The organism is Vibrio sp. 1078-1 (assembly GCF_033340475.1).
Window position 1 is genome coordinate 42,365 of the sequence record NZ_JAWOWM010000016.1, and the last position, 23,743, is coordinate 66,107.

36 protein-coding genes are annotated in these 23,743 nt (G+C 46.8%); 23 read left to right on the forward strand and 13 right to left on the reverse strand.

Going from position 1 to position 23,743, the window contains the following annotated elements:
* The 13 genes from R7190_RS21530 to R7190_RS21590 all read right to left on the reverse strand — a co-directional run bounded on the left by R7190_RS21530 (position 1) and on the right by R7190_RS21590 (position 6,843).
* On the reverse strand, positions 1–621 hold the full coding sequence (locus R7190_RS21530; RefSeq protein WP_318137600.1) for a hypothetical protein: 621 nt from the start codon (positions 619–621) through the stop codon (positions 1–3).
* Between the two features lie 57 nt (positions 622–678).
* Complete coding sequence (locus R7190_RS21535; RefSeq protein ID WP_318137601.1) at positions 679–1,530, reverse strand: hypothetical protein; 852 nt, start codon at positions 1,528–1,530, stop codon at positions 679–681.
* Between the two features lie 150 nt (positions 1,531–1,680).
* Positions 1,681–2,133 carry a hypothetical protein gene (locus tag R7190_RS21540; RefSeq protein ID WP_318137602.1) on the reverse strand — a complete coding sequence of 151 codons (453 nt, stop codon included), beginning with the start codon at positions 2,131–2,133 and terminating at the stop codon, positions 1,681–1,683.
* 158 nt (positions 2,134–2,291) lie between these two features.
* The gene (locus R7190_RS21545) at positions 2,292–3,167 is read right to left on the reverse strand and encodes a hypothetical protein (protein ID WP_062853723.1); all 876 of its coding nucleotides are present in this window, start codon (positions 3,165–3,167) and stop codon (positions 2,292–2,294) included.
* A 153-nt stretch (positions 3,168–3,320) separates the two neighbouring features.
* Positions 3,321–3,728 (reverse strand): OsmC family protein, encoded by a 408-nt coding sequence (locus tag R7190_RS21550; protein WP_318137603.1) that lies wholly within the window; start codon positions 3,726–3,728, stop codon positions 3,321–3,323.
* A 313-nt stretch (positions 3,729–4,041) separates the two neighbouring features.
* Positions 4,042–4,479, reverse strand: a complete 438-nt coding sequence (locus R7190_RS21555; RefSeq protein ID WP_318137604.1) for a transcriptional regulator — start codon at positions 4,477–4,479, stop codon at positions 4,042–4,044.
* Between the two features lie 61 nt (positions 4,480–4,540).
* Positions 4,541–4,843, reverse strand: a complete 303-nt coding sequence (locus tag R7190_RS21560) for an addiction module antidote protein (RefSeq protein WP_318137605.1) — start codon at positions 4,841–4,843, stop codon at positions 4,541–4,543.
* A gap of 79 nt (positions 4,844–4,922) precedes the next feature.
* Positions 4,923–5,222: a type II toxin-antitoxin system RelE/ParE family toxin gene (locus R7190_RS21565; protein ID WP_140365141.1), complete on the reverse strand. Its 300-nt coding sequence runs from the start codon at positions 5,220–5,222 to the stop codon at positions 4,923–4,925.
* Between the two features lie 279 nt (positions 5,223–5,501).
* Entirely contained in the window at positions 5,502–5,678 is a 177-nt protein-coding gene (locus tag R7190_RS21570) for a hypothetical protein (RefSeq protein WP_238959173.1), read from the reverse strand.
* Positions 5,656–5,961 (reverse strand): DUF6283 family protein, encoded by a 306-nt coding sequence (locus R7190_RS21575; protein WP_309474574.1) that lies wholly within the window; start codon positions 5,959–5,961, stop codon positions 5,656–5,658. The genes R7190_RS21570 and R7190_RS21575 overlap by 23 nt, the downstream gene beginning before the upstream one ends.
* Positions 5,962–5,975: 14 nt before the next feature.
* On the reverse strand, positions 5,976–6,488 hold the full coding sequence (locus tag R7190_RS21580) for a DUF4262 domain-containing protein (RefSeq protein ID WP_238959171.1): 513 nt from the start codon (positions 6,486–6,488) through the stop codon (positions 5,976–5,978).
* Positions 6,485–6,679 carry a hypothetical protein gene (locus R7190_RS21585; protein ID WP_140365138.1) on the reverse strand — a complete coding sequence of 65 codons (195 nt, stop codon included), beginning with the start codon at positions 6,677–6,679 and terminating at the stop codon, positions 6,485–6,487. Before R7190_RS21585 ends, R7190_RS21580 begins: the two co-directional genes overlap by 4 nt.
* On the reverse strand, positions 6,679–6,843 hold the full coding sequence (locus R7190_RS21590; RefSeq protein ID WP_164667017.1) for a hypothetical protein: 165 nt from the start codon (positions 6,841–6,843) through the stop codon (positions 6,679–6,681). Before R7190_RS21590 ends, R7190_RS21585 begins: the two co-directional genes overlap by 1 nt.
* A 445-nt stretch (positions 6,844–7,288) precedes the next feature.
* Between R7190_RS21590 and R7190_RS21595 the strand changes: the two genes are divergently transcribed.
* The 23 genes from R7190_RS21595 (at position 7,289) to R7190_RS21705 (ending at position 23,706) form a co-directional block, all read left to right on the forward strand.
* Positions 7,289–7,750 (forward strand): hypothetical protein, encoded by a 462-nt coding sequence (locus tag R7190_RS21595; RefSeq protein WP_140365137.1) that lies wholly within the window; start codon positions 7,289–7,291, stop codon positions 7,748–7,750.
* Between the two features lie 22 nt (positions 7,751–7,772).
* Positions 7,773–8,321, forward strand: a complete 549-nt coding sequence (locus tag R7190_RS21600) for a PadR family transcriptional regulator (RefSeq protein WP_151514275.1) — start codon at positions 7,773–7,775, stop codon at positions 8,319–8,321.
* A 138-nt stretch (positions 8,322–8,459) separates the two neighbouring features.
* Complete coding sequence (locus R7190_RS21605; protein WP_164667016.1) at positions 8,460–9,122, forward strand: Ref family recombination enhancement nuclease; 663 nt, start codon at positions 8,460–8,462, stop codon at positions 9,120–9,122.
* Positions 9,123–9,242: 120 nt separating this feature from the next.
* A complete protein-coding gene (locus tag R7190_RS21610; RefSeq protein WP_140365134.1) occupies positions 9,243–9,890 on the forward strand; it encodes a hypothetical protein in 648 nt (215 codons plus the stop codon).
* Positions 9,883–10,203 carry a baseplate protein gene (locus R7190_RS21615; protein WP_140365133.1) on the forward strand — a complete coding sequence of 107 codons (321 nt, stop codon included), beginning with the start codon at positions 9,883–9,885 and terminating at the stop codon, positions 10,201–10,203. Before R7190_RS21610 ends, R7190_RS21615 begins: the two co-directional genes overlap by 8 nt.
* A 2-nt stretch (positions 10,204–10,205) precedes the next feature.
* Positions 10,206–11,351: a hypothetical protein gene (locus R7190_RS21620; protein ID WP_318137606.1), complete on the forward strand. Its 1,146-nt coding sequence runs from the start codon at positions 10,206–10,208 to the stop codon at positions 11,349–11,351.
* Positions 11,352–11,353: 2 nt separating this feature from the next.
* Entirely contained in the window at positions 11,354–11,968 is a 615-nt protein-coding gene (locus R7190_RS21625; RefSeq protein WP_318137607.1) for a hypothetical protein, read from the forward strand.
* Positions 11,969–12,000: 32 nt separating this feature from the next.
* The gene (locus R7190_RS21630; protein ID WP_318074729.1) at positions 12,001–12,285 is read left to right on the forward strand and encodes a DUF4406 domain-containing protein; all 285 of its coding nucleotides are present in this window, start codon (positions 12,001–12,003) and stop codon (positions 12,283–12,285) included.
* Positions 12,286–12,340: 55 nt separating this feature from the next.
* On the forward strand, positions 12,341–12,871 hold the full coding sequence (locus R7190_RS21635) for a hypothetical protein (protein WP_140365129.1): 531 nt from the start codon (positions 12,341–12,343) through the stop codon (positions 12,869–12,871).
* A gap of 4 nt (positions 12,872–12,875) precedes the next feature.
* Complete coding sequence (locus R7190_RS21640) at positions 12,876–13,643, forward strand: hypothetical protein (protein ID WP_171345069.1); 768 nt, start codon at positions 12,876–12,878, stop codon at positions 13,641–13,643.
* Positions 13,636–14,622, forward strand: coding sequence for a hypothetical protein (locus R7190_RS21645; RefSeq protein ID WP_140365127.1), 987 nt, complete (start codon positions 13,636–13,638; stop codon positions 14,620–14,622). Before R7190_RS21640 ends, R7190_RS21645 begins: the two co-directional genes overlap by 8 nt.
* Positions 14,619–15,359: a phage baseplate assembly protein V gene (locus R7190_RS21650; protein ID WP_140365126.1), complete on the forward strand. Its 741-nt coding sequence runs from the start codon at positions 14,619–14,621 to the stop codon at positions 15,357–15,359. Before R7190_RS21645 ends, R7190_RS21650 begins: the two co-directional genes overlap by 4 nt.
* A gap of 8 nt (positions 15,360–15,367) precedes the next feature.
* Entirely contained in the window at positions 15,368–15,652 is a 285-nt protein-coding gene (locus R7190_RS21655; protein ID WP_151514284.1) for a PAAR domain-containing protein, read from the forward strand.
* Between the two features lie 8 nt (positions 15,653–15,660).
* Positions 15,661–16,428, forward strand: a complete 768-nt coding sequence (locus R7190_RS21660; protein WP_171345068.1) for a hypothetical protein — start codon at positions 15,661–15,663, stop codon at positions 16,426–16,428.
* A 52-nt stretch (positions 16,429–16,480) separates the two neighbouring features.
* Positions 16,481–16,768, forward strand: coding sequence for a hypothetical protein (locus R7190_RS21665; RefSeq protein ID WP_151514286.1), 288 nt, complete (start codon positions 16,481–16,483; stop codon positions 16,766–16,768).
* A 196-nt stretch (positions 16,769–16,964) separates the two neighbouring features.
* Entirely contained in the window at positions 16,965–17,501 is a 537-nt protein-coding gene (locus R7190_RS21670; protein WP_151514287.1) for a glycosyl hydrolase 108 family protein, read from the forward strand.
* 16 nt (positions 17,502–17,517) lie between these two features.
* Positions 17,518–17,862 (forward strand): hypothetical protein, encoded by a 345-nt coding sequence (locus R7190_RS21675; RefSeq protein ID WP_171345067.1) that lies wholly within the window; start codon positions 17,518–17,520, stop codon positions 17,860–17,862.
* A 297-nt stretch (positions 17,863–18,159) separates the two neighbouring features.
* The gene (locus tag R7190_RS21680; protein WP_318137608.1) at positions 18,160–19,821 is read left to right on the forward strand and encodes a hypothetical protein; all 1,662 of its coding nucleotides are present in this window, start codon (positions 18,160–18,162) and stop codon (positions 19,819–19,821) included.
* 50 nt (positions 19,822–19,871) lie between these two features.
* Positions 19,872–20,288: a DNA-directed RNA polymerase subunit alpha C-terminal domain-containing protein gene (locus R7190_RS21685; protein ID WP_318137609.1), complete on the forward strand. Its 417-nt coding sequence runs from the start codon at positions 19,872–19,874 to the stop codon at positions 20,286–20,288.
* Positions 20,288–21,880, forward strand: a complete 1,593-nt coding sequence (locus tag R7190_RS21690) for a hypothetical protein (protein WP_318137610.1) — start codon at positions 20,288–20,290, stop codon at positions 21,878–21,880. The genes R7190_RS21685 and R7190_RS21690 overlap by 1 nt, the downstream gene beginning before the upstream one ends.
* An 11-nt stretch (positions 21,881–21,891) precedes the next feature.
* The gene (locus R7190_RS21695) at positions 21,892–22,581 is read left to right on the forward strand and encodes a hypothetical protein (protein WP_258647004.1); all 690 of its coding nucleotides are present in this window, start codon (positions 21,892–21,894) and stop codon (positions 22,579–22,581) included.
* A 6-nt stretch (positions 22,582–22,587) separates the two neighbouring features.
* Positions 22,588–23,196 carry a hypothetical protein gene (locus R7190_RS21700; protein WP_318137611.1) on the forward strand — a complete coding sequence of 203 codons (609 nt, stop codon included), beginning with the start codon at positions 22,588–22,590 and terminating at the stop codon, positions 23,194–23,196.
* 12 nt (positions 23,197–23,208) lie between these two features.
* Entirely contained in the window at positions 23,209–23,706 is a 498-nt protein-coding gene (locus R7190_RS21705) for a hypothetical protein (protein ID WP_258615496.1), read from the forward strand.
* Positions 23,707–23,743 lie beyond the last annotated feature (37 nt).

Below are 23,743 nucleotides of genomic sequence, written 5' to 3' on the forward strand. Positions count from 1 at the left end.
TTACTTATTTCGCTGCTCTCGAATTAGTTTTTTACCTTTTACATTAAAATCAACGATAAATTGCTCGGCTTTGCACATCATTTCATGTTCATAGTCGGTATCGTCCGCATTGTGCGATTGGTGCCAATAACGAAGTCCTTTATGAAGTTCACTTTCAAACTTTATGTAGTCTAACTCAAATTTTTGTCCATCAGGTAAGAAAGAGATCGCCCAGTCAACTTTGGTTAAATAATCACGCTTTGCGGCCTTAAAATCTGAATATGCTCTCTCATGATCAATTTCGATATATATGAGCTTGTCCGCTGGAATACCTCGTTGTATATCATGTTTATTGATCATACTAGCTACCAAGCGCCTGTAGCAGCTAATAGCATTTGAAAATGATTTTTCTAGATCTACGAATGCTTTAAATTTCTCAGCATAAACAAACTGCAACTTCCACACTGAAAAGGCTTTAGAACCAAAATACAGTAGCCCTGCTGTTGCTAAAGCTCCGATAGCTGTAAAGCTCAAATTGAAAATTTTCAATATATCGGGGTCAATTAACCAATTAGCTCCGACAATAAAGCCACTCGCAGCTAAGCTGATGCAACAAACCCATATTGCTTTATTTGATACCACTGAACCTCCATAACTGCTAACGCCGCCAAGCGTTGCGAATCTGCCTTAAACGCTTTGTTATGTGGCTGGTTCACACTTAACTAGAGGGCGCATGATTACAGATGTTTCACTAACACACTCGCCGCATCTTATTTTAAGTACGCTGTTCAACCTCAAATTAGAAAATGTTTGATGAGGTACATGTAAGGCACTTGAGCAATTTTGGCAACTAAACTCAAACACATTCCTTTCATAACTGTACCCTTCCCCATCTTTTTCGATGGTGTAACTTTCAGGGCAATCAGGTGAAATACAATTAATAACCACTTTTCCTGATTCGAGGACAGATTTAGGCTTCTTAACCGTGGTGTCACAAGCTAAACAATCAAATGAAAGAACTTCCCCAAAAACGCCACCCATGATTAGATTCGCCGTTGCTAGATCTCGAAGCAGATCCAATACATCGACAACCTTTTTCTTGATCTCAATGACATCTCCATACATTGAAATTTGACCACTATGTATTGTAGGTACCGGAATATGTAGGCTCACATTCGAAAGTGAGTGCCATAATTTATCTAGTTTCCTTAAATTTAGCGACTTTTGCGTGCCAACCTTTTTGTACTTTAATTTTTCATATTCCTGCTTATTTTTAGGTCGGTTAGAGTCACTATCCATTTTACATACCGACAATGTAAATTCACGGTTTGAAAGTTCTGATATATCATCTGACACTTGTTTAACTACATGTTTTGGCTGCCATCTTTTTAGATCTTGGGGAGATAAATAGGAATGCGACACTTTGAAGCGTTCATAGCATAAATACTCAATTGTAAGCCTACATTCTAATGCTGCATATGTTAGAGCTGCAGCCGAACCTTCTGATAGTAACGCTTCAATGACTTCGATTCTTTTTTCTATGTCTAACATTAATGATACCTTCGATCTTTGCACAGTCACATAACGCCCAATTAAGGGGTGAGCAACGCTACCACCCGACCTAAAGCATTGTGCCGCAACCACTAAAATTGAAGTTGAAGCAAAAATGCCAAGCGTTGGGAATCCCTCTTAAATTGTTTGTTAGTTTTCAATTTCCTCAATTTCTCTTTCGATTTCTTCCAACCGTTCTTTTGTTGCTTCTTTGCCAATTGGTGCGACGAGGTCATAGGCACGAAACAGATAAAACAAAGCACCAACAAAACCAATCACCCCTAGTGGAGAAAAGAATGATTGGCATATAAGCCCCATGGAAAGCCACATTAGAGCTTTAATTAAACATCGAAATGAACGATATATTAGCGCTGACACCCAATAATTTTTCTCATGAATGTCTTCGCATAAATATCCATGAAACTTGAACTGTTCACTGACTAACCAATATAGCCTACTATTTTTCGAATACCTGCTGTATTTCTCTGATAAAAAAACAAACAACTTGTTCATTAACAATAAGATTAACCAAAATAAAGCAGACCCTAGAGCCCCTTGAAGAATCACTGGCCAATCTTTTACTGCATCGATCAAACTATCCAAAAAACCACCTTTGATTATATGTAAGTAGGAAAACTAACGCTCGCTTAAGTGGTGAGCAACGCAATACGGTGTTTCCGCATACCACCTTAATCACTAAAATCAACGCATGATAAAAATGCCACGCGTTGCGAATCCCTCTTAAACAGTTTGTTAGCTGCTCATTCTCTCGTCAGTTCTACTCGTTCAAAACTATGGCCATTTAAATAAAACAAACCTGACGGAAAACCAATACTATTGTTATTTGCTGAGTTTTCACGAATAGACTGATTAAGATACTCATGTATTATCAGTGAAGTTTTGTCACCATTTTCTACTGCAGTATCAAAAGCTCTCTGTGCCCCAATTTTAAATTCATCTTTCATGCCAATCACTGCCACCGAACCTTTTTGAATAGCTTCTACTTTTACGATGGCTTTGGAGTACATACCCTCAACTTCTTCTACGATTTCGTACTGATATAAACAGTGCTCACGAGTGATCGGGCATCTAATACCGAAGATGAACTCTGCTTGATATGCAGAAAAAAGGCGCGCCATCTGACCTTTACCATTCGCATATGCAATGACTGCTTCGATCGAATGCTTGACAACCATCGAGAGGTATTCTGCAGTAACTAAACTTTCAATATCAGAGTCAAGAAACATATCTTGTGAATAATCAGCTTGAGGTAAATGCTTATGTTTCTCACACGACATTGCAAGCGTATATTCACCATTAACAATAGTTGGATAAAGCTCACCCAGATGATTTTCAATTGAGTTCATAATATGCTGGGCTACCAATGAGCTTCCAGCAAACGCTACAAATGATTTGTACTCATGACTCGTCCCCAAATACCCATTAAACCATTCACCACAAAAATTTAATGCCTTGACTCTTACAGGAACTTCATACACTTTTCGAAAGCCATGTACGAGCACAACATTGTTCTGGGTAATGTTACTGTCTGTTGAGACAAATAAACCCGTTTCAAAATTACTTGCCTCTCCAGGAAAGCAACGTTCAAGCGTATGCCCTGCAATAATTAAAGTCACTTTATAACTCCGTAGATAAATTTTTCGAGAGCAGCTAACGCCGCGTTAAGGGGTGCCGGCACGCAATACAAAAGCTTCTGCAAAGCACCTTAAACACTAAACTCAACGCATGTCAAAAATGCCACGCGTGCCAAATCCCTCTTAAACGCTTTGTTAAGTGCAATTTTTACCCACTTCGGCTGAACAAGTGATATCGATCGTAGGGCTCAACATAAGACAAACATGACAATGCTTTTCCACCGCTTCTTGAGCTGCTCGCAAAATGTCAGATTCCTTAAAACCACTGCCATTTACTGTAAAGTGTAAGTTTGCCGATTTATATAAACGAGGTTCTGATTCCGTTAGGGCAAAAGTAACCGTATTTTCTAGACCTTGAACTTCAAAACCTTGATCTTGTAGTAACAAGACGACATCCGTAGCACTACATGAACCTAAAGCCGACAATAGAACTTCCGTTGGACAAGGGGCTTTCTCACTTGTAGCGTCAACATTAAACGTAAAACCGCCTTCAGTTGATACTTTAAAGCGACAATCACCATTCCATTTTATATTAATGCTCATACTTCCCTACTTTTTTGATGTGACTCTCGCTGATTGCACTTAACGCTTTCTATACGGATTTTAGCTGTCTTTCATACTCCTATCATGCAATCTTTCCAATTACAGTTCAATTGGAAATCAATAGGTTAATGAGAGGTGCTGGATATTAGATTGCAAAATGACGGATAGCTATAGATAAAGAAAACTCATTATCCAAATGAAGTTAATTAGCTTCAGAGCTAACCAACAATAGAGCATAAATGTTTTAGAAAAGGCAGCGTACCTATATGACCGCTGCCTTTACTTATGATACGTCCTTGCTGGTGGTATTCTGCTAAATAAACATATGCTTTGGCACGCCGAAACGTTCCGATAGCGCTTTAATGTGTCCAACGGTTAGTTGGCGTTTACCGCTTAGGATTAGCGATACTAGCGACTTGCCACCAATCTCAGGTAAATCACTTAGAGTTAGGCGGTATTGGTCGATGAGAACGCGAAGAGTAGCGATACCAGTATCTAGGCTATCAATGTGCGCGTTAAACTCTTGGAAGTGTTCTGATTCTTCCTCATAGCGCTCAAGTACAGGGAATAGCAAGTCAATCAAGACATGGTTTTCCTCGTAGTCTTCCACTAGCGTATCCATGAGCTCCATAAGCTCTAGGTATTGCTCATGGTTACGGATGCCTTGTAACCAAGGCATCGCTGTGTGAATCTCATTTGATAGGGCTTTTAGAGCTTGAATGTCCATGCTTCTCCCTTTCGGTTTGTTCATAAAAAAACCCCAACGCTAAGGCCGGGGCTTTTTCTTTTTGCCCTTGCGCTAGGCTAGGGGCTTATGCATGCTGTTTAGTCGTGAAGCTAAAGGATAAACCAAGAGCTGCGACGATAGATAGCAATGTTTTAAGGTTTGGATTTCCTTTGGAACTTAGAGTTCGGTATAAAGTCTCGCGAGACAATCCTGTTTGAGCGGCAAGGTCTGTCATGCCTTGTGCTCTTGCAACGACGCCTAGAGACTCGCTGATAAAGGCTGCATCACCAGTTTCAACAGCCTCGTTGATATACGCCTGAATTGATTCAGGGCTATCTAGATACTCGGCAGGGTCGAACTCTGCGAGCATGGCTGTGTTTTTTGACATGGTTATAGTATCTCCCAACAAATAGTATTTAATCCGAGGTTGAAGATAAAGCCAGTGGTTAGCTGGCTTTTCGGTATGATTACAAATCAAGTTCTTTTGCAAGCTCTTTCGCTTTTTCAATGTCCTTTGATTGAGTCTTCTTATCTCCACCACATAGAAGCACAATGACTTCATTACCACGTAGTTTGTAATAGACTCTGTAACCCTTGCCAATGTGAATTCGTAGTTCGCTGATTCCGTTTCCTACGGGCTTCACATCGCCAGTCAATCCTCGGGTTAGTCTTTGCACGCGCGCGGCGATTGAACCTCGCGCCTGACGATCTTTTTGATTCGTCAGCCAGTCACTAAAGACTTTAGTGCGTAGAACGGTAAAGTTCATACCAAGTATAGTAGCTTAAAAGCTACGTAGCTTTCAAGCTACAATTTACACCTTAATGCTCAAGTGGACAAAAATCAACCATTGTTAGGTAAAAAGGCTGGTGGTGTATCAGTATAAAGGGATGAGCTCGGCGCGTTCTGACGGTGCAACCGTAATGAATCGGCCTCTGAAAGCGCTCGATAAGTTGATGAAGCTACTAGAAAAGTATTGCTCAACGGCAGGGCTCCAATATTTGGCTCCCTCCGGTGCTACACGTTTGATTGTCTCGATATCCATAGACTAAGACTCGCCATTCTCTTTAAGCCAGTTACGCAGCGTTTGGGGCGTAATGCTTTGGCCAGTGATAACGGTAATTTCTCGCAATATATCGATCTTCTTCTTGCCTTGCTTTAGGCCGCTTAAGATCCTGTCTCGATGCGCGTCGAGTTTGTGCTTACGCTTTTTGGTTGTGGTCATGGTGATCGATACATTCCTGTTTGGTGTTAAAGATAAGCTCATGGCCTGTTAGTTCTAGAGAGATACCCAAGGCGGTAGCGAGTCGAACAAATTGATTGTCCATTCCGCTAATAATCATGTGTCCAGCGCATTGTAAGTGTCGCTTTTTGTGACAGACGAATCGATCTGATTCTAGTATCTCTGTCATGCGTTCCCGTCCTAACCAGCCTTTTAGGGCGTCCTTTTTGAATGGACAGTCTCGGCAGGGCTTTTTAACGTGGGGTAGGTTGCTCATTCGGTTCATGGTGTGTAGTGGCCTTACTGTAGGTTGCCTATTGGTTCTTCCACCAGCATTTGGTGATACTGCATATTGAATCCCGCCTCAAACTGCGTCTTCCCTTGGTTGTCAGGGGCAAACACTTGCACGTATCGAATGCCATGCTTAGGGCTCACGAACTCCGGTAACATTCTGTAGAAGTTGTAGGCTTGAGTGACGTAGTTGTCGATAAGGTGATCGTTATACTCGATAGGCTTGATGTAAATTGCCATATCCCGACCGGATTCAGGGGATTCAAATAGATCAGTAATACGGCCATCTCGGTAGCCTTCTTTCAACCAGCTCTGAAAGATGGTGTTGAAGATATGCAGGGCAGCGGCTTGTGAGACGTTCGTTGCAATAAGATCAGGTAAACCCGATTGTGATGCACCTAGCGTGTAAGAAAATCCAAGTTCCCCAACTGAGATGATGCTAATCCCGATGGTTTGGATGTTGTGTCGGTGAAAGTTCGTCGCTTCCACGTTCCGTTTTAACTTGTCTAATGGGGTCATCATGTGGCCTTTTCAGAGAGTGAGTGGACTTCCCCGTTTTTGAATAAGGTGATGCGGTCGCCTTTGAGTACGACGACCGCACCTTTTTTGCTCAATCGGTACAAAGAATTAGCAGGACGGTTTATATGTTCTGCAAACGCTGCAACCGTGCCAAAGTATTTTTTTGCAAAGGTTTCAATCGTATACGCTTCCATTAATGATTTTCCTTCATTCTTTCTGCGTACCCACCATTCCCTTTTGCTTCCGCTATGGCTAAGGTTGCTTCTTGTTGGGATGCACACTCAATGGTTTGGTCGGGACTGGTCATAGATGCCATATCTTTATCGCAGTGCCATATGTGGACAATTATTCCTTCCAAAACTATTTCCTCTTCTTCCATTAAATTACTAACAGCTTTTTACTATCGGCGGTAAATTTAATTCATTAAGTGTATTGTTGCAAGCTGATATGATCTGCATTCATTAAATTTAATAAATGATTGAACTAAGATCCTCTCGCTGATATGCTTCGCCGCAATTCCTAACAGAAAGTGCATTATTTGATGAAAAAGTACACGTTCTCTTTGAATGACAAAGGGCATTGGTTAGAAGTGACGAGAAAGGGAGCAATACTGACCTTCACTGTTTTTCTGAATGGCCATGTGAACCACATTTCAATCACTGAGCACTATGGAAAGGAAGAGGCCGCGAAAGCTGCTTTGAGCGAGATAAACGACCATAACGTTAAGCAGGTTATGAGTAAGTTTTCTTTCTCTTCAGCGTTCACGAAACAGATCATTAACGCACTGAGCAACGTTAAGAAGAATGGCAATCCCCAAAAAGCAGTTGAGCTTGATTATCGAGCTTATGGAAGCAATGCCTATGGACGGAACGGAATACGAAACACCGCCACAGGTAGAGCTTATCCCAAACGATGAAATCTATATTGGTTATTTTGACAAAACCGTCATTGATAAAATGCAATTCGTTGGCCTTATTGAGCTGGTGGGTGTTTTTGATGATGAGAGGCAAGCGTTAAAGCTTATCCAAAGAGATGATTTTCTATCAAGTTGGGAGGCTGGCGTCAGAGAGGCGAGGTTAGGTAACGATCTGCACTACGCCGACTACAGCAACAACCAGTATGCGTTTAGTGCCGGGTACGAACACTGGCATGCGCGAAACAAGAAAGCCTTAAAGGGTCGCATGATCCACTACTCAAGCGAGGCTGAGTTTGTCTGTCATGGCTTCATTGATGCCACTACAGGCGAGATACACAAGCAGTATTAACTACACACAAGCGAGCAAGCAAATGAACAAGAAACACAAGAAATCAAATCCTAATGAACTATCCCCGCTACAAGAGATCATCTTAGCGACATTGGCGACAGCAAAGGAAGGCTTATCCGGTTACACCTTGACTCAAATTCTCGGCCCGGTATGGGCTGCAAGCCATCAACAGGTTTACCGAGAGCTTAACAAACTGGCCGACCTTGAGCTGGCCAAATGGACGTATGTACCACAGAACGGCAAGCCAGATCGCAAAGACTACAGCATTGCAGATGCCGGGCTTGAGCTTTACGACTTCTTGAAAAATGAAATACCCGAGGCCGTCATGCTTGATCCGCAGCGTTGCGAATCACTCAGTAAGCTTGCTCTTGGGAATTGGGCTTACTTTGAGGTGTTGGTAGAAAAACTAAACGGTCAGATAACATGGGCGAAAGAACTACTAGCAGACGAGCACACTGTTTATTCGACACCTTATGGCAAGTTGCTGCTTGAGCGAAGCCTTTCGCATTGGCAGTCAGAGTTAGAGTTTGCGACTAAAGCACTGGCCTTTACCACCAGCGCAGCACGATAAATCGCAAGCATAAAAAAAGCCGTGAAACGAATCACGGCTTTCTTTAATGGTCAGGCCCAAGCAAAGACCATGACCAACTACACACCAATGAGCGCGAGCAAAGCGACACATTGATGGCCAAAATAGTAAGGTGTTTTTATGGCGAAGACAATAGAAGAGAAGCGAAAAAAGGCTCAAGAGGCGCAAAAAGCGGCCAGAGATAGGGCCATTGCACGCCAATTGGCCAAGCAGAAAGATCCCGAGTTTAAAGAGAGGCAGCGGAAAAAGGCACTGGCTACCGCCAAGCGCCAGCAAGACAGAGCGATAGCCAAGGCTAAATCGCCAGAATATCAGGCACAAATCGCCAAAAAGCGGGAGGAAGCACGCGAGCGGGCCCGCACAAAGGCCACCAGCCGCAGAATTAAGCCAGTTCAAAGCAAAAAGCCAGCTAAGGCTAGTCGAGGCTTGAAAGGTAGAACACCAACCGCTGAAGAAAAGCGCATTATGGACGCAATTTGTAAGCTACCTTGCATTGCTTGCTATCTACAGGGAAGAGAGAACCCGGTTATTTCGTATCATCATATTGATGGCCGCACTAAAGAACTGGCACACGCGAGAGGCTTACCGCTTTGTGCGCATCACCACGACACGCCAGCTGACAAAGCAGTGATCGAGCAATACCCTGACTTAATTCCCGTACACGCTCGCGGAACGGTCGGAGGTAAGCGTGCTTGGGAAGCCATTCACGGCACTCAACAGTCGCTTGTTTTACGCTGCTATGAGATGGCCGGGATAAGCGTTCCTGTCGGTCTTTTTGATTAACTCATAAATTCCTAATCACTCCCTGCAAACACAAGTAAAAGTTGATGTGTTTGCGGGGTTTGATGCTAAACTAATCACGCCCCCAACCTAGAAAATACGCGCTCACTAAAGGATATGCTCATGTCCCGTAAGCGCATTGCCGTTGTCACGCTTTCCACCGGAAAAGCACGCCTCATGCTGTCTGGTGTTCAAGATGGCGCGGTCCACATTGTTGAATGCAAAAACCTACCGAGCAACATTAAAGAGCTTAATAAGACACTGCACAAACGCTTGGACGCATTAAGACGCCAAGGCTTTATCGTGATCGTTGATGAAGTGTTGCCGAACTTTGCCAAACATGGCCGGGCGGTCCGTTTGGATGGTGAATCCGCTTCAGGTACACCGATTGTCGTTGAGGCGATGAAGGCATACCAAAACCTCAAGAAATTTCAGTCCATCTCATTCCCGGCCAATGCTGGTGGCATGATGGAAATATCAGAAACCCTCTATAACGAGGTGAGAGGTAACGACGGCAAGGTCCAATATCGCATTGATTGGCACTCTATCAAGCCTGAAAGCGTGGCGTTGCTACTCACGGTATACACCGCTGTTAATCCCTCTCTTGGGGACGCACAGAGCTTTTCTGACTTTCTGAATGTGTTGGGGCAAGGCTCTGGCCACCAGCAACAAAGCCCAATGAATCGCTTTTCTAACATCATAAAAGCAACCAACGAGCGCATGTTGTCAACAGATCCGCTTGAGAGAGCGTTGAGAGGTGAGCATGAGTGATTTGCCTCGCCTGTCTGACTTAAACATCCAAGACGATATATTGCGTTCGTCCTATTACCGGATTGTGCTGGATTACGTCAGTAGTGCCGATAGTGATCTGGCCGAGTACGACGTCAAGATTGATGAAGAGTTTCGCCCGGACCTGATCAGTTACCGCCATTACGGTAGCGCAGATTTAGGTTGGCTCATTATGTTGATTTGCGATCTGGATGATGCCACCGAGCCGCTACCAGTAGGAGAGACGATCTATCTACCGCCTTCAGCATGGGTGAGACGAACCATGCGGCAATTCATGGATGAGTTGAGGCTGTAGCCATGCCTAAGTTCGAGAAGCTAGATAATGGCGCGTTCGACTCGTCGGGATTGACGGCCAAGAAGTTTAACCAGCTCTTTAACCAGATTGAGAAGGCGCAAAAGAAAAACCGCCGCAATGCCAAGCGCACGCTGAATCGTGGAACGTTCAACAATCCAACCAGCAAAGCACTTAAGGCGCTTGGTGAGAAAGCAAAGGGCATGGGCTTTACCAAGTCCGATTTGGAAGCGTTCGACAAATCTCGTAAAGGGGTGGCCAAGAAGTACGACTCCCGAACCGCCGGGATTGTGTATGCGTTTTTGGTAAAGAACTCCCGCCAAGTGGATATCGACCGCTCTAACAACCGGGTGGACGATGGTACCGGGGTGCAGTGGGCCAACCTGAAAGGGATTAAAGGCAATGAGCTCATTATGTCGGTTGATGCCTCTCAAGTCTCAAAGCACCAGCATCACCGGGTCAAAGTGCGCTTGGAAGAGTGGGACGACTACATGGCGTCGCCGCCTGACGGGGATTATGCCAAGGCGGTAAAGGCTGCTTGTGCGGGCCGTATCTCGATAGATTGTGATTGTGGGCGTCATCAATACTGGTACCGATACATCGCCACGATGGGTAACTACCAAATCAAGCCACCAGCTGAGTTTTCTTTTCCGAAGATCCGAAACCCGGAGCTCGCGGGCGTCGCTTGTAAACACATCCTACGTGCTACCCGGATGATGCAAACGCCATCCATACAAAGGCAGCTTGTGAAGCAGATGAAGACACAGGCCGACAAGGTAGGGTTTGGCAGTGACAACCGGACACAATTCATTGATGAGAAAACGCAAGCGCGGATACGCCGAGCGAACCGAGGCAAGCAGACCGACCGCAACAAAGCGGATAGAGACTTTGCCAAGTACCAAAAAGCTCAAAAGGCACTGGATCGTAAACTCGCCGCACAAGGCAAGACTAGCGACAAGGTAAAACGCCAAGCGCGAAGACTACGGAAGCAGCAAAACCAGTTAACGCAAATGAAAGACATGATCGTGTTTGGCTTTAACTCGTTTGCTGATGGCTACAAGGCCCAAGGCAAAACCAAGGCGCAAGCAATCAACGATTACGCCAAGCAATTAAATGTCACGCCGTCACGTTTGAAAGGGTTATTGAAATGACGATGAGAAAGGCCAGATTTCATGGCCATGAAGCACTAAACGCCGCTATCCGTAAGGATTGGCAAACTGCTATTGCACTCTCCCCGGATTCGTTCGAGGCGTTCCTTTATCGACCGATAGAAAATGCGCCCAATGCTGGTGGCGGTCACTATGAAGAGGATCAGGTTACAGACATTGATGTTAACCAAGAAACCTTAGAGTACGCCGACTATGAAAAGGTCGCCGTGTTGGAGTGTCCTGACGAAATGGAGACGTTCTTTGTTCAAGACAGTGGTACCGCCAACTTGGGTGAAGGTGACGGTGTGCTGTTACTGCGTATTGCGAGTGATAGCGTGCCTCGAGGTTCTGCGTTGGAGTGGGACGAAGAAACCGGAGACGGAATAAGAACGGTTTTCTGGTATGTACAGCAATCACTTGGTTTTGGTACGGCGAACGTCGGCAACCTATACGCTTGCGTGCCGTTGAGAAACTTTGAGGCAGAGCCAAGCGCGACAGAGAACGAAACGGCCACCAGCGGCGAACCAGAAGCCAATACAGAAATGGAAGTTCAACCGAGCACCAATGACGGTAACGAAGCAGACGAATTAATTGAAAACAACGGAGTAACGTACCTGTAATGAATTACGAGCAACCAAGAGCAAAGGCCGTCGTGTATATCTCTGGACCAATGACAGGCATCGAGCAATACAATCATCCCGCCTTTAACGAGGTGGCCGAGGATCTTAAGGCTCACGGCTATGTGGTATTGAATCCCGCCACGCTTCCACTTGGGTTAACGGATGAAGCCTATATGGATATTGGTCTTGCCATGGTCAGAGCGTCAGATTGCGTTGTATTGCTGGATGGTTACAAGCAGTCAAAAGGCGCAATGGCTGAAAAAGCCTATGCCGACCGGATTAAGATTCCGTGCTTACCGATTGATGAGTTACATTAAAAACAAGCTTCCCCGCTTAAGAGAACGCCACACTCGCTATTTAAAGGTGGCAACCATGAAAAAGGCTTTCTCTGTAGAAGATTGCATTCAAAAACTTCCAAACCTCGTTAACGGCTGGCCAATCGCCATGACGGTACTTAACGTGCGCTCGCAAGGCTGGCCAGAATACGAAACACAAGCGCTAACTAAGCATGATGGCGTGAAAAAGCAGGTGATCCACTTCCTTCCTGATAGCGAAGATGAAGCGTCATTGACGACACTCGAACAGGTGAAAGGGCGCGTTGTTGATGTGGCCGTTAGTGCCAACGTTTTAAATCAAATGACCAATCTTGATGAAGGGCTGGCAGAGCTGGCACACGTCCCATTCGAAACGCTGGTGATTCAAATTCACGAAGGCAACCGCAGTGGTAAAGCCAGTGGTACCAAAAAGCGCAACACTTACCAGAAAAACCAGCCAATTGAAGCTTATGTGCGTCCAGTGCAGCAAAACTTTCACCGATACGACATTACGTTGCATCGAGCGGATAACTGCATTGTTGTTACCAAGGGCCGCAAATACTACCAGCTAGACGATACCGAGGTATAAGCCAATGAGCAGTCCGTTAGAGTCATTGGTCCTCAATGAGAACGTGAATATCTATACGGGCCTCACTGAGCACACCGACTTGGAGGATGTTGACCGTGCCGTCGCGGGATTCTTCAAGGCGGTGGTTAGCTCTTTAGTGGTCACGGATACCGAACGCAGAGAAAACAAAGAGTTTGCCCGATTTGCCGAGCAGCCAAGCAACCGAAAGATCTACATGGGAAGCGCACCAGACACACAACAGTTCGTGCGTAAGCTGGTGGCCAAGTTAGGGTCAGGAAAAAACGCCATTCCACGCAATGAGTTATTGCCAGCGGTCCTCATTACTCGAGAGCCGGGCTTTACCTTTTCTGACGGTGTGGATTACAGCGACCTTACCGGGTATGGCGAGTTGAAAAAGGAAGACGGCAAAGCCTACGCCCAAATCAATAAATCCTTTGTAAAGCTCATCTACACGGTAAAGGCTGTTGCATGGAACCGACCAACGTTAAACCGTCTCGCCCTTGGCATGATGATGTGGATACGTCACACCAAGCAAGGGTTAAAGCATACCTTTCAGGCTAAAACGATGCTGGCGGGTATGCCGCTCAATGTGTCGATATCCATCGAAGGGCGACGAGAGGCCGCACTGGAACCGGAAGAATTCGACTTTGAATCTAATCGCGTGATGGCGTTGCCGTTTAGTGTCGAAGTGGTTGCCGAGGTCTACGAAGCGGAAGAACTCATACAAAAGCCGATTGTGGTTGATTTGATGGAGGGGGATTTCATTGAGTAACCAAGAGCGTGAGTATTTCTTTGTCCAAAAGGTAACGGTAGAAGGTGAGGATATCTTTATGCCTCACGTTCAATCGTGCGCTTATATCGAGAACGCCAGTATGGAAGGGGTCAAACTCATCCTAACGCTAATGGACCAAGCGGGCACGTATCGAGACGACTACAACCTAGAGGAAGGACAGGAGCTAGAGATCACCTTTGCCGAACCGGGCGGGCGAGGTGATGAGATTTGGATAGAAACGTTTGTTGTGGCCAAGCCTGAAGCGAAAGAAGGGCTATTGGTGATCAATGGCTTTGCCAAATCGACGCACGCCTTAAAACAGCCAGCGCTCAAGCCTCGATTCTTCAGCCAGAAACAGCCGAAAGACATTCTCTCTCAGTTGTTACCCGGCTTAAAGGTGGATGCGGATACGTTCGAGCGGGGTGGTACCTATCACTTGTTACCGGGCGTGCCACCAGCAAGGCTCATTCGCTCGATGGCAAGAGACTATGGCGCAGCGTGCTTTATTTCGCGGGGAACGGTCTATTTTAAAGCGCTCAAGCGCTTAACCATGGCCGAGGATTTTAAGATCGAGTACGGCAATCCAAACGCCGACTACAGCTTTTCCCGATACGTGATGTTAGGTGAGCGGTACCTAGATCAGCGCTTGCTCAATAAGTCATACGTGAGTTGGGATACCGTGGAAGGCATGAAGACCGCCGTTAATGGTTCGAGTGGTGCCAAGGTGTTAGTGAGTGTTGAGCAACGAAAGGCGCTTAACAATCAGCATATCGCCATCATTCCATTATTGGATGTAGAGCTGGTGGGTAACTCAAAGCTGGCTCCGCTTCAGGTGGGTACCGTGTTATTCCATAAGAAAATGCCACAAGACCAGCTCAATGAAGCGCTACCAGAAAAGATGCTCATAAACTCTGTCACGCATTACGAAGACGGGAACCGGTATCTCTGTCGGGTAGAGCTTGGGGAGGTGAACAAATGAGTGAGAGATTGCAGGGCCGATCTAATGTCACTAACCGTCTTCATGGGAGCTATCAAGCTGAAGTGACAGGCGTTGAGCATCCCGACGGTTTATTCCTGGCACAAGTGCGTTTACTTGCCCTATGGGATGGGGTCAATTCAGACGATCTTCCATGGGCTGAATTCCTTTTGCCAATTGGGGCGAAGCCGAGTAACGGTCACGTTATACCTGTCGAGGTTGGGGATTATGTATGGGTCGATTTTCCAAGAAATGGGGATACTCGATACCCGCGCATTACCGGGAGTCTTTACCATGCGCCCGACTATCAATCTAACTTGCCAGATGAGGTAAACGGGACCGCCTATGAGCCAAAGCGGGCGAAAGGTGAACCAGTGCCACCAGCGTACACGCGCAAGGACTATCTCTATGATCGTTTTGGTCTGCGTGAGCATCGAACCGAAAAGGGTGGCTACTCGCTCACACATAAGGCGACCGGGACCGCAATTGAAGTGACGGAATCCGGGCAAATGGTGATCCATGCAGAGGGAGACGCTTTTCAAAGCGCAACGGGTAACAAGAGCGAGCAATACGGGAGCTTGACGATAGTTGTGAAAGGGGATGCCACGATCAAATCTGATGGCGCAGCGACAGTGGAGTCGGGCGGTGATTTGAATCTGGTGGCTGGTGGTAACGTCAATCTAACCGCAGCGGGTAACTTTGCCGTAACCGCAGCCGCAGCACCTTGGAAACTTGGGTAAGGGGAAATATGCCAGCAGTATGTCAAGTAGGCTCGGTTGATTCTGGCCATGATGGATTTAGCCCCGGTAGTGTTGTTACCGGGGAGCCACTTTTTACCGTGAACGGGGTGCCACTGTCGAAAACGTCAGACATTAGCGTGATGCATGTAAAGCCTGATAACCCGCCTCATGTGGGCGTAATTGTCGGCTCAAGCTTGCTCACGGTGAACGAGGTGCCTTTAGCGCTTGTTGGGGATCCGATGGCGTGCGGGGCCGTCGTGGTATCCGGGCAGGATTTATTTACGATTGATTGAGAATAGCCATGATTACAAAAGATAAAATTGATAGCTTCATTGCCTTTCAGCAAGCGGGCGGGCTCAGTAAAGCGGAGAACTTAACAAAAGGGGTGGCGTTACTGTCTCTGTCAGGCACGCTCAGTGCGTCATACGCAGCAACAGTAGAGCAAGAGGGCGATTATACCGCCGATGGCGTTCAGCGTCTTCCTGATGCCATCCAAGCGCTCTCTAGCGAGCTTGGCTATACCGCCTCCGTGCTTCCCGGATGGAATGGATTTATCTCTCTGGCCAGTGAGCCAACCGATTTAGAGCAAGTGTCCCAAGGTGCAAAGGTGTACCGCATTGTCGAAGGGGTGCCAAATGATACGCTGTGGCCGTCGGTATTGCCTATCACCAGTAAAGCCGAGCTGTTAGCACTAGAAGTGGCAATTAATGCCGTCAAAACGCATATAAGCGCCGTGCAAGCGCTCATGACTGAAATCAATGCGTCAGTGTGGCCAGATGAGATCGTTGTTGTGGGTCCAGATGGTAGTGAGACGTCAGAGCGAAACCCGGTACCACTTACTAGCCAGCAAAAACAGGCCTGTTTGTCGCTAGCGGATACGCTCGAGCTCGAGGTCGGTAAGGTGCAAGCAGCGGCGGCGGTTATTGATGGCATGGTGAAAGATGCCACCAGCAGCCGCGCAACTGCATTAGATTGGTTCCAAAAGGCGGTGACATTCACGATTGCCAGCAATCAAGTTGATCGCGCAGATATCGGCCCAGCAACAAGAGAAGTGTTCAAGCATTCCTAATCAGTTCTGTTACAATACCACTTTTACAACAGTCAGTAAGAGATAGGTAATAATGGAATTTTATTTGGCGGTCGCTTTGTTCATTGTGCTGGTGGCGTTGTTTTTGAGCTTTAACGGGCCGTCTGTTGGGATAATCAAAAAGAGCGTAAAGCCGGGCGTGTTCTACTTTCATTCCAAGACGTTTTCCATTGCGTTTGATGAAGTGCATCGAGAACACGGTGAGATTTACTTCTTGAATAAAGGGGAGATCACAAGCTCAATTCGTTGTGGTTGGGCGGTGATTGAGCGTCACGTTCGAATGATTGAGAAAGAAACCAACCTTTCGGTAAAGGCTTGTTAGCCTCAAAAAAGAATAAAAAAAAGCCGCTCAATAAAGAGCGGCCTGAACAAAGGTCAATTGGAGTAGTGCATACGTCAATTAAAGGATAGTTGTATCAGCAATGTCCGTGCTGCGAAAAGGAATCTATCAAAAATTCCTAATAAGTACAATTTTTTATTAACCAAATCACTTTAATTAGTATTAAGGAGTGACAAAGATGGGCTTTGACAAGCTGTTTGACCGAATCATGGGTCATGAAGGTGGCTTATCTCTAAATCCAAAAGATCGCGGCAACTGGACCAGTGGCATTGTAGGTGTGGGCGAACTGAAAGGCTCTAAGTATGGCGTGTCTGCTATGTCTTACCCGGATTTAGACATTGCCAACCTGACGCGAACTGAGTGTAAAGAGATCGTTTACCGCGACTTCTACAAAGCGCTTGGTATTCATCATTTCTGCGATGCGATGCAGTTCCAAATGATGGACGCGGCCTACCACCATGGCATATATAACGCGACAAAGATTTTCCAACGTACCGTGAAAACAAAAGACGATGGCATTGCGGGCCGCAATACGATGAAAGCGGCGAAAGCAATGTCAGAGAACGACAAGCTATTGCGCTTTGGTGCGTACCGTCTGTTCTTCATGGCCAAGATTGATTCATTCGATGAGTTCGGTCGTGGTTGGACTAACCGAGTGGCAAACAACCTACTGTATGCCGCAGAAGACAATACCGATCCGGTATTAACTCAATAACCAATAAGGAAAAGTGATGAGCTTTTTTTCTAAACTGATTGGCCTGTTTAAAGTGGCGGGCGTTGATTCAGTAACAAAAACCATTAATGACGTCTCCACTTTGGCTGACAAGTTATTTACCAGCGACGAAGAGCGTCTTCAGTGGTCGCAAGCGATGGCCAAGCTTAACCAAGCAAGTCAATCCGCAGTGGCACGAACGGCGCGAGGTTCGTTAATTTGGGCGCTTGCTATCAACTTGGTTTACTCCGGTGTGGTCCGTGATGTGCTCATTGGTTTTGGTTTAAACCTACCACCTTCAGCAATTGATATGGCCGAGCTACTCGAGAAAGCCATGTTTCTGCTAACTGGTGGCGCAGCTTAATAGACGCGCTCCCCGCCGTCTTAGCCATCATTTTGTTTAAAAAAAATATCCAGCATTAATCCCCTTCCTTGTTCCTATCTAATTTAAGTCACTTCATGGCTTTATTGCTCAAAAACCATTACCTGACAACAAAACCCCACAAAATGAGAAATAACCCTTAATATACAACAAGTTATATCACCTTTAGGCGTGGTTCTAATTCATTTTTAAACCTTCTAATATCGAGAGTTGGATACATTTCGCCGCAATCATGCGGGTTTTAAATTCCTAATAACATTCTCAATAAAGGGTTATTTAATGAGTGTAAAAGAAAGTTTTCAAGAGCGTATTGGCTCAATTGCCAATTTTGCAAGCCGCATGAGAAACCTCAGTATCGAGTCACAATTCGATCCTGAAACAAATGCTTTCTTAGCTGACGATGCAGCGCGTATGAGCGGTATCCGTGCCGCTATCGCTAGCGAACCAATGTTTGAAAGCGTGCAAATGTCTGACGAAGCGAAAGTGGGCGTCGTTACGGCAATGCAAAGCGCAGTACGTAACTATGAGCAAACTCACGGCGAACTGCCACGCGATGAGATCATGGCGTCAGCTTACAAAACAGTAAGCAATATGATGCTGCTAGAAGGTCGTTCAGCGAACGGCTCAAATGGCGCAATGATGCTGGAATCTATCGGCCAATCGCTATCAGAATCAACGGGCGTAGAAATCCGCGCAAAAATGGTTGGTCTAGTGCTGCCTGTTCTTCTAGAGACAGCAACACTTGACGCTGTAACCTTGATCCCGGCTGGTGCGAACGAAGCGGAGATCTTCAAGGTTTACCGTCGTGCGGGTTCTGACTTTGGTGGCTACAAGAAAGGTGATGAAATCGACCAGACAACGGTTGGCCATTACACCTCAATGAAGCAGCGCTACCCATTCGTAGCCGAGCAACGACCAGATGGCACGAAAATGTCATTCACGTTCAACAGTGAAACGGACCTTCCAAACACGTCTATCCCAATTCCATTCAAGAAAGGCTCTGTGTCTCTATGGGTTAACCGTAAACGCATTGCACGCGAATCAGCAAGCGGTCAAACCACGCTGGTTGGTAAGGCACTGGTTGAGTCAACGGAATACACAATCAACGTAAATATTGACCGTTCAGCGGGCAAAGTGACGGTTGCACCAACGTCGGCACTGCCTGAAAACGTAGAGCTTCACGTTGAATTCGAAGTTGATATCGAGTCGAAACCGGAGCTTATCCCGGTAATCGATCACGACATGGACTCTCAGACGATTCACCCAAGCCAAAACGTAGTAGCAGCTGACGCGACGATTCAGGCGATTTTCACGATGCAGCGTGAATTCAACACTGATATCAAGTCAATGCAGATGAGCCACATGCGTAACACGCTGGCGGCTGAAAAGTCACAACGTCACCTAACAGACATGAAGTTTGTCACTTACAAAGAAGAGACATTCAACATTTACACGCCTGACGGTGAAGATTGGCGCATGAAGCGCGAGCGTCTACACGAAGTGCTGCTAGGCATTTCTCAGAAGATCCTTGCAGATACAAAAGTAACGGGCATGACGGGTATGTTTGCGGGCTCTTACGCTGCAACCATTCTTAAGTCGCTCGGTGCACCTCACTTCATCCCACCAGCGAACTACCGCGAATCAAACAGCATTCACTACGCTGGCCGTCTGTTCGGTGTATGGAAAGTTTACCAAGCGCCAATCGTACTCGATGCGGGCGAAATCATTTGTTATGGCCGTGGTGCCTCTCACTCAGAAGCAGGTTACGTAGCGGGCGATGCAATCGCAGCAACCATGTACACGCACCCAATCGGCGCAAACATGCGAGCGCGTAACACGCTTTACGAACTGGCCTACGGCGAAGTTCACCCATACCAAGGCGAGGAATACTTCTACCGCCTCAACATCATCGACGAAAAGCCAGCAGCACAAGCGGCATAACTAGATGAGAACGGATAGGGCGACGAACGTCGCCCTTTTCAGGAGTAACCATGAAAAAGCAATACCTCGTCTCTAACCATTCTTTCATTCAGCGCAGCATCAAAGGCTTGGTTATCCCGCCATACGCGAAGGACATTCCTGTCTCTGAATCGCTGTTTAACGAGCTAAAGCTCCTTTACCCAAACATCCTGAAATACAAGGTTGTGGAAGGTGAAGAAATTCAACAATCGCAAGAGCCTGAAGCAGAAAACGCACCTCAAAAGGGCGCTTTGACGCTGGTGGCCGAGCTTGAGCTTAGTGCCTCGGTAAACAAAGCGCTTCAAACCGCGCAGATCACTGAAATCAGCCAGTTAACTGAAATGACTTCAGAAGACGTCATTGCCGTTAAAGGCATTGCTGAAGCGGGCCTGAATGAAATCGTAGCGGCTCTTAATGCCATTGGCCTCACACTAAAAGAAGGTGAATAATGACTCAAAGTATCTCATTTCAAATGGGTAACGTGTCGGGTACCGCTGTTGCGCCTATCAATGCAGATGCAACGGTAGCAAGTGGCGCAGCCAGTAACGCCCTAACGTTTATCACGCCTATTATCGCTCAGAAGGGTCAGCCTAATGAAGTGATCGCCGTGACAAGCGGCAATGTGGAAAGTGTGTTAGGCAAAGCGTATCACTCAAGCTTTGGCCCAAACGCTGACGGTCGCCGTGTCCTAGATGAAGCGCTAAAAGGTGGCTCAGGCTACGTAGTGCGCGTTGTCCCGGCGACGGCTACTTACCCGGCAATCAAGTTCACGAAAGGCGTCGATGATGAAATTTCTTTAGTAAAAGAAGCGATCAACTACAGCACCGAGCTATCCCTATCGGATAACGAGTTTTTTGCTCTGGCCATCAAAGACGGCGCAAACTCTGAAAACCGTACCGTCTCTATCACGCCAGCAGACGAAGCGATTTATGGTCCGGGCATGCACTCGATCGTACTCAAGGAGCTGAACGAAGCGGGCGCAGAAATTGTGCTCGAAGAGTGGGTTATTTCATTCCGTCCTGAAGTGAACGACTCAATGGGCTCACCAGCTTACGTTGAGACGGTTCTTGAAAACAAATCAAACTACCTTAAGTGCGTTGTGGATGCCTCGATCACCTCAGTTCCGACGTTCGCCTTTAACACTGATGTTCTGAATTCGCCGTTCACAGGTGCCAGCAATGGCAGCATCAAAGATATTACGACCGCAGACTTTGCGAAGGCTATTGAGCTCATTGATACGACAACCGTGTCATTCAATCACATTGATGCGTTCGGTATCTATGACACTGAAGTACAAAAAGATCTCATCGCCATCGCTAACGCTAAACGTGTGGGCTGTTTCTTTGACCTCGATCCACGCCTGACGTTTGCAGAAGCACTAACAGCGAAGCAGGGTTTAAACCTGAATGAGCATCGTGCGTCGTACTACCACTTCCCATACACAGCCAAGTGTCCGACCTACCAAAACAAAGCGCTTTGGGGTCTATCTGGCATTGCGTTTGCGGCGAAAGCAAAAGGCTTATCGCGTAACTCGCCAACTCCGGGCTGGCACTACACGGCGGCAGGTGTGGACCGCGCAACGATCTCTCGTACCAACCTAGCGCCAATGAAAGGGGCGGGTAAACCTGACTATGAAGCGATGTACAAAGCTCGCTTGAACAAGGTAGCGAAAGACGAATCAGGCGTGCTGTTTATTGACGACTCTCTAACGTCAGCAGCGCAAGAGAACTATCTGCGTTTTGAGCAAGCGGTATCTGTTACCGATGCAATCTCACGCGAGTTCAATTCTCTGGCCAACCGCATCAAACACAATCCTGACGGCATTACTTTCGACGGCTTAAACGATGGCATGGGCGACATTCTGGAAGCTTATGACTCCATTGGTGCGCTCGTTACGCCACGTAACCCGGAAGTAGATGGTACCGAATCCTACAAGTTTGAAGTAACTCAAGTGTCAATCGACCACTGGAAAGTGATTTGGTCTATCTGTCCAACTGGTTCAGGCCGTCGATTCTCTGGTGAGCCTATCTTAGTGCAATAAGGTAACAAGCAATGAGTAAATCTATTTTCCAAGAGGGCGGTTTGCTAGACCGCCCATTCCGAATTCCACAGGTAAAGCAAGAGCCTGAAGTTCAGCCAATCACAGAGCAAGCATTCTTTGAGTCTGTAGAGACAAAAGATGCGCTTTTTGAGTCTGTATCAGCAATGGCCACCAGCCAAGCGCGTCAAGACGCAGCCGCAGCCGTGGTGCAGTGGGTAGAAGGTGGCGACGCCGACTATGACGAGCTAGACGCTTTGTTGTTTGGCATGGTCGAAGGCGGTGATTCTGACGAAGAAGCTGAACTGGACGATATCCAAAACGAGCAGTACGAGCAGTTGACCAAGTTTGCCTCCGAGTTCATGGCGACATTCTCAGGTGTAGACGGTGCCGACGTTGCTCTTATGGGCGAAGACGACGACGCAGCCGAGCGTGTGTATGAAGCACTAGAAAGCGCACTTTCTGACGTCGACAGTGACGAAGCTATTGCCGACTTTGCCGTGCGCGAATCCGTGATGATGGAGTCAATGAAGAAAGTTATTCGCGATGGCGAAGTGACTTATGTAAAGAAGCGCAAGCGCAAACGTCGCATGAGTGCAGCGCAAAAAGCAGCACTGAAGAAAGCGCGTCGCAAGTCAAACAGCAGCGCAGCGCGAGCAGCACGCAAGAAGTCTATGCGTGCGCGTAAATCTCGCGGCATGTAATAGCGTATGGCGGTCATTTGCGGTGTACCAAGTGACGACGGCATTTCAGACTTTCTGAAGTGCCGTATCACTCAGTCCATAGGTGGCGTAGACGTTACCGTCGTTGGTTATCTCACCGAAGAGTGCACCCTATCTTTGACGTCGCTTTGGGAAAGTCCCTTTGAAGGTGACACCGTAGGTAATGCGGGCGTGATCGACAAAGGGGCGTCCATTGTCCAAGCGCAAACTGAAAAGACGTCAAAAACCCAATGGAACAGCCAGCAAGTGTGGGAAGGCATTGAGCCGCCTGAAGTCACGATTCAATTGTTGCTGGTGGCGTACTCCAATTCGTCTCAAGAAGTCGATTTGCCGATCCAATATCTAATGCAGATGGCAAGCCCGGAACTACTGAATACCTCGCCAATATCTACCGATTCGGTAGGGGGTCGAGTGCCAATGGCGGCGGTGTTCAATATTGGGCGCAAGTTTATTTCACCAATGCGCATTAGTGACGTCAGTTTCGATCTGAATGCACCCAAAACAAAGATAGGCGACTACGCCTACAACACGGTGACTCTGACCGCTTCACCTAAAAACATGATTAATAAGTCACAAATTACTAACTACTTTTTCTAAAGGTGTATAAATATGGCTGGATTTAACGACGCAGCAGGAAACATGGCTTTCCTCAAGTCAAAGTTCAACAAAAACATCGCGGCGGGCGAAAAGTCCATGGCGACCGAGTTCGAAATGACCATCGAAGAGTACCCGGAAGTTGCCGTGCGTGTGCGTTCTACGCAAATGCCGGGCATGGGTCGTGCCGATGTGGAAGATTTCGGCCCTATGGGTTTAGGCATCACTCAGCAAGGTCCACTGGAAAACAAAGGTGAGATCGCGGTGACGTGTGTGGAAACCCTACAAGGTCCGATCATTGGCATGTTGCGTGAGGTTGTGCGCGATAAAAAATACCTAACCGTCAAGATTCAAATGACACCGGAATCCTTAGAAGGCAAAGCGCCTGACGCTCACAAATTCCGTCTGCTTCACTGCAAACTGCGTTCTGATCCGGTTGACCTATCAACAGAAGATACGGCGGCACTGGTTAAGCCAGCATTCACGATTACCTACAACTGGGTTGAGCTCTAATCCAACACGACTAGGTGTGTATCTCGGCGTGTTTCGG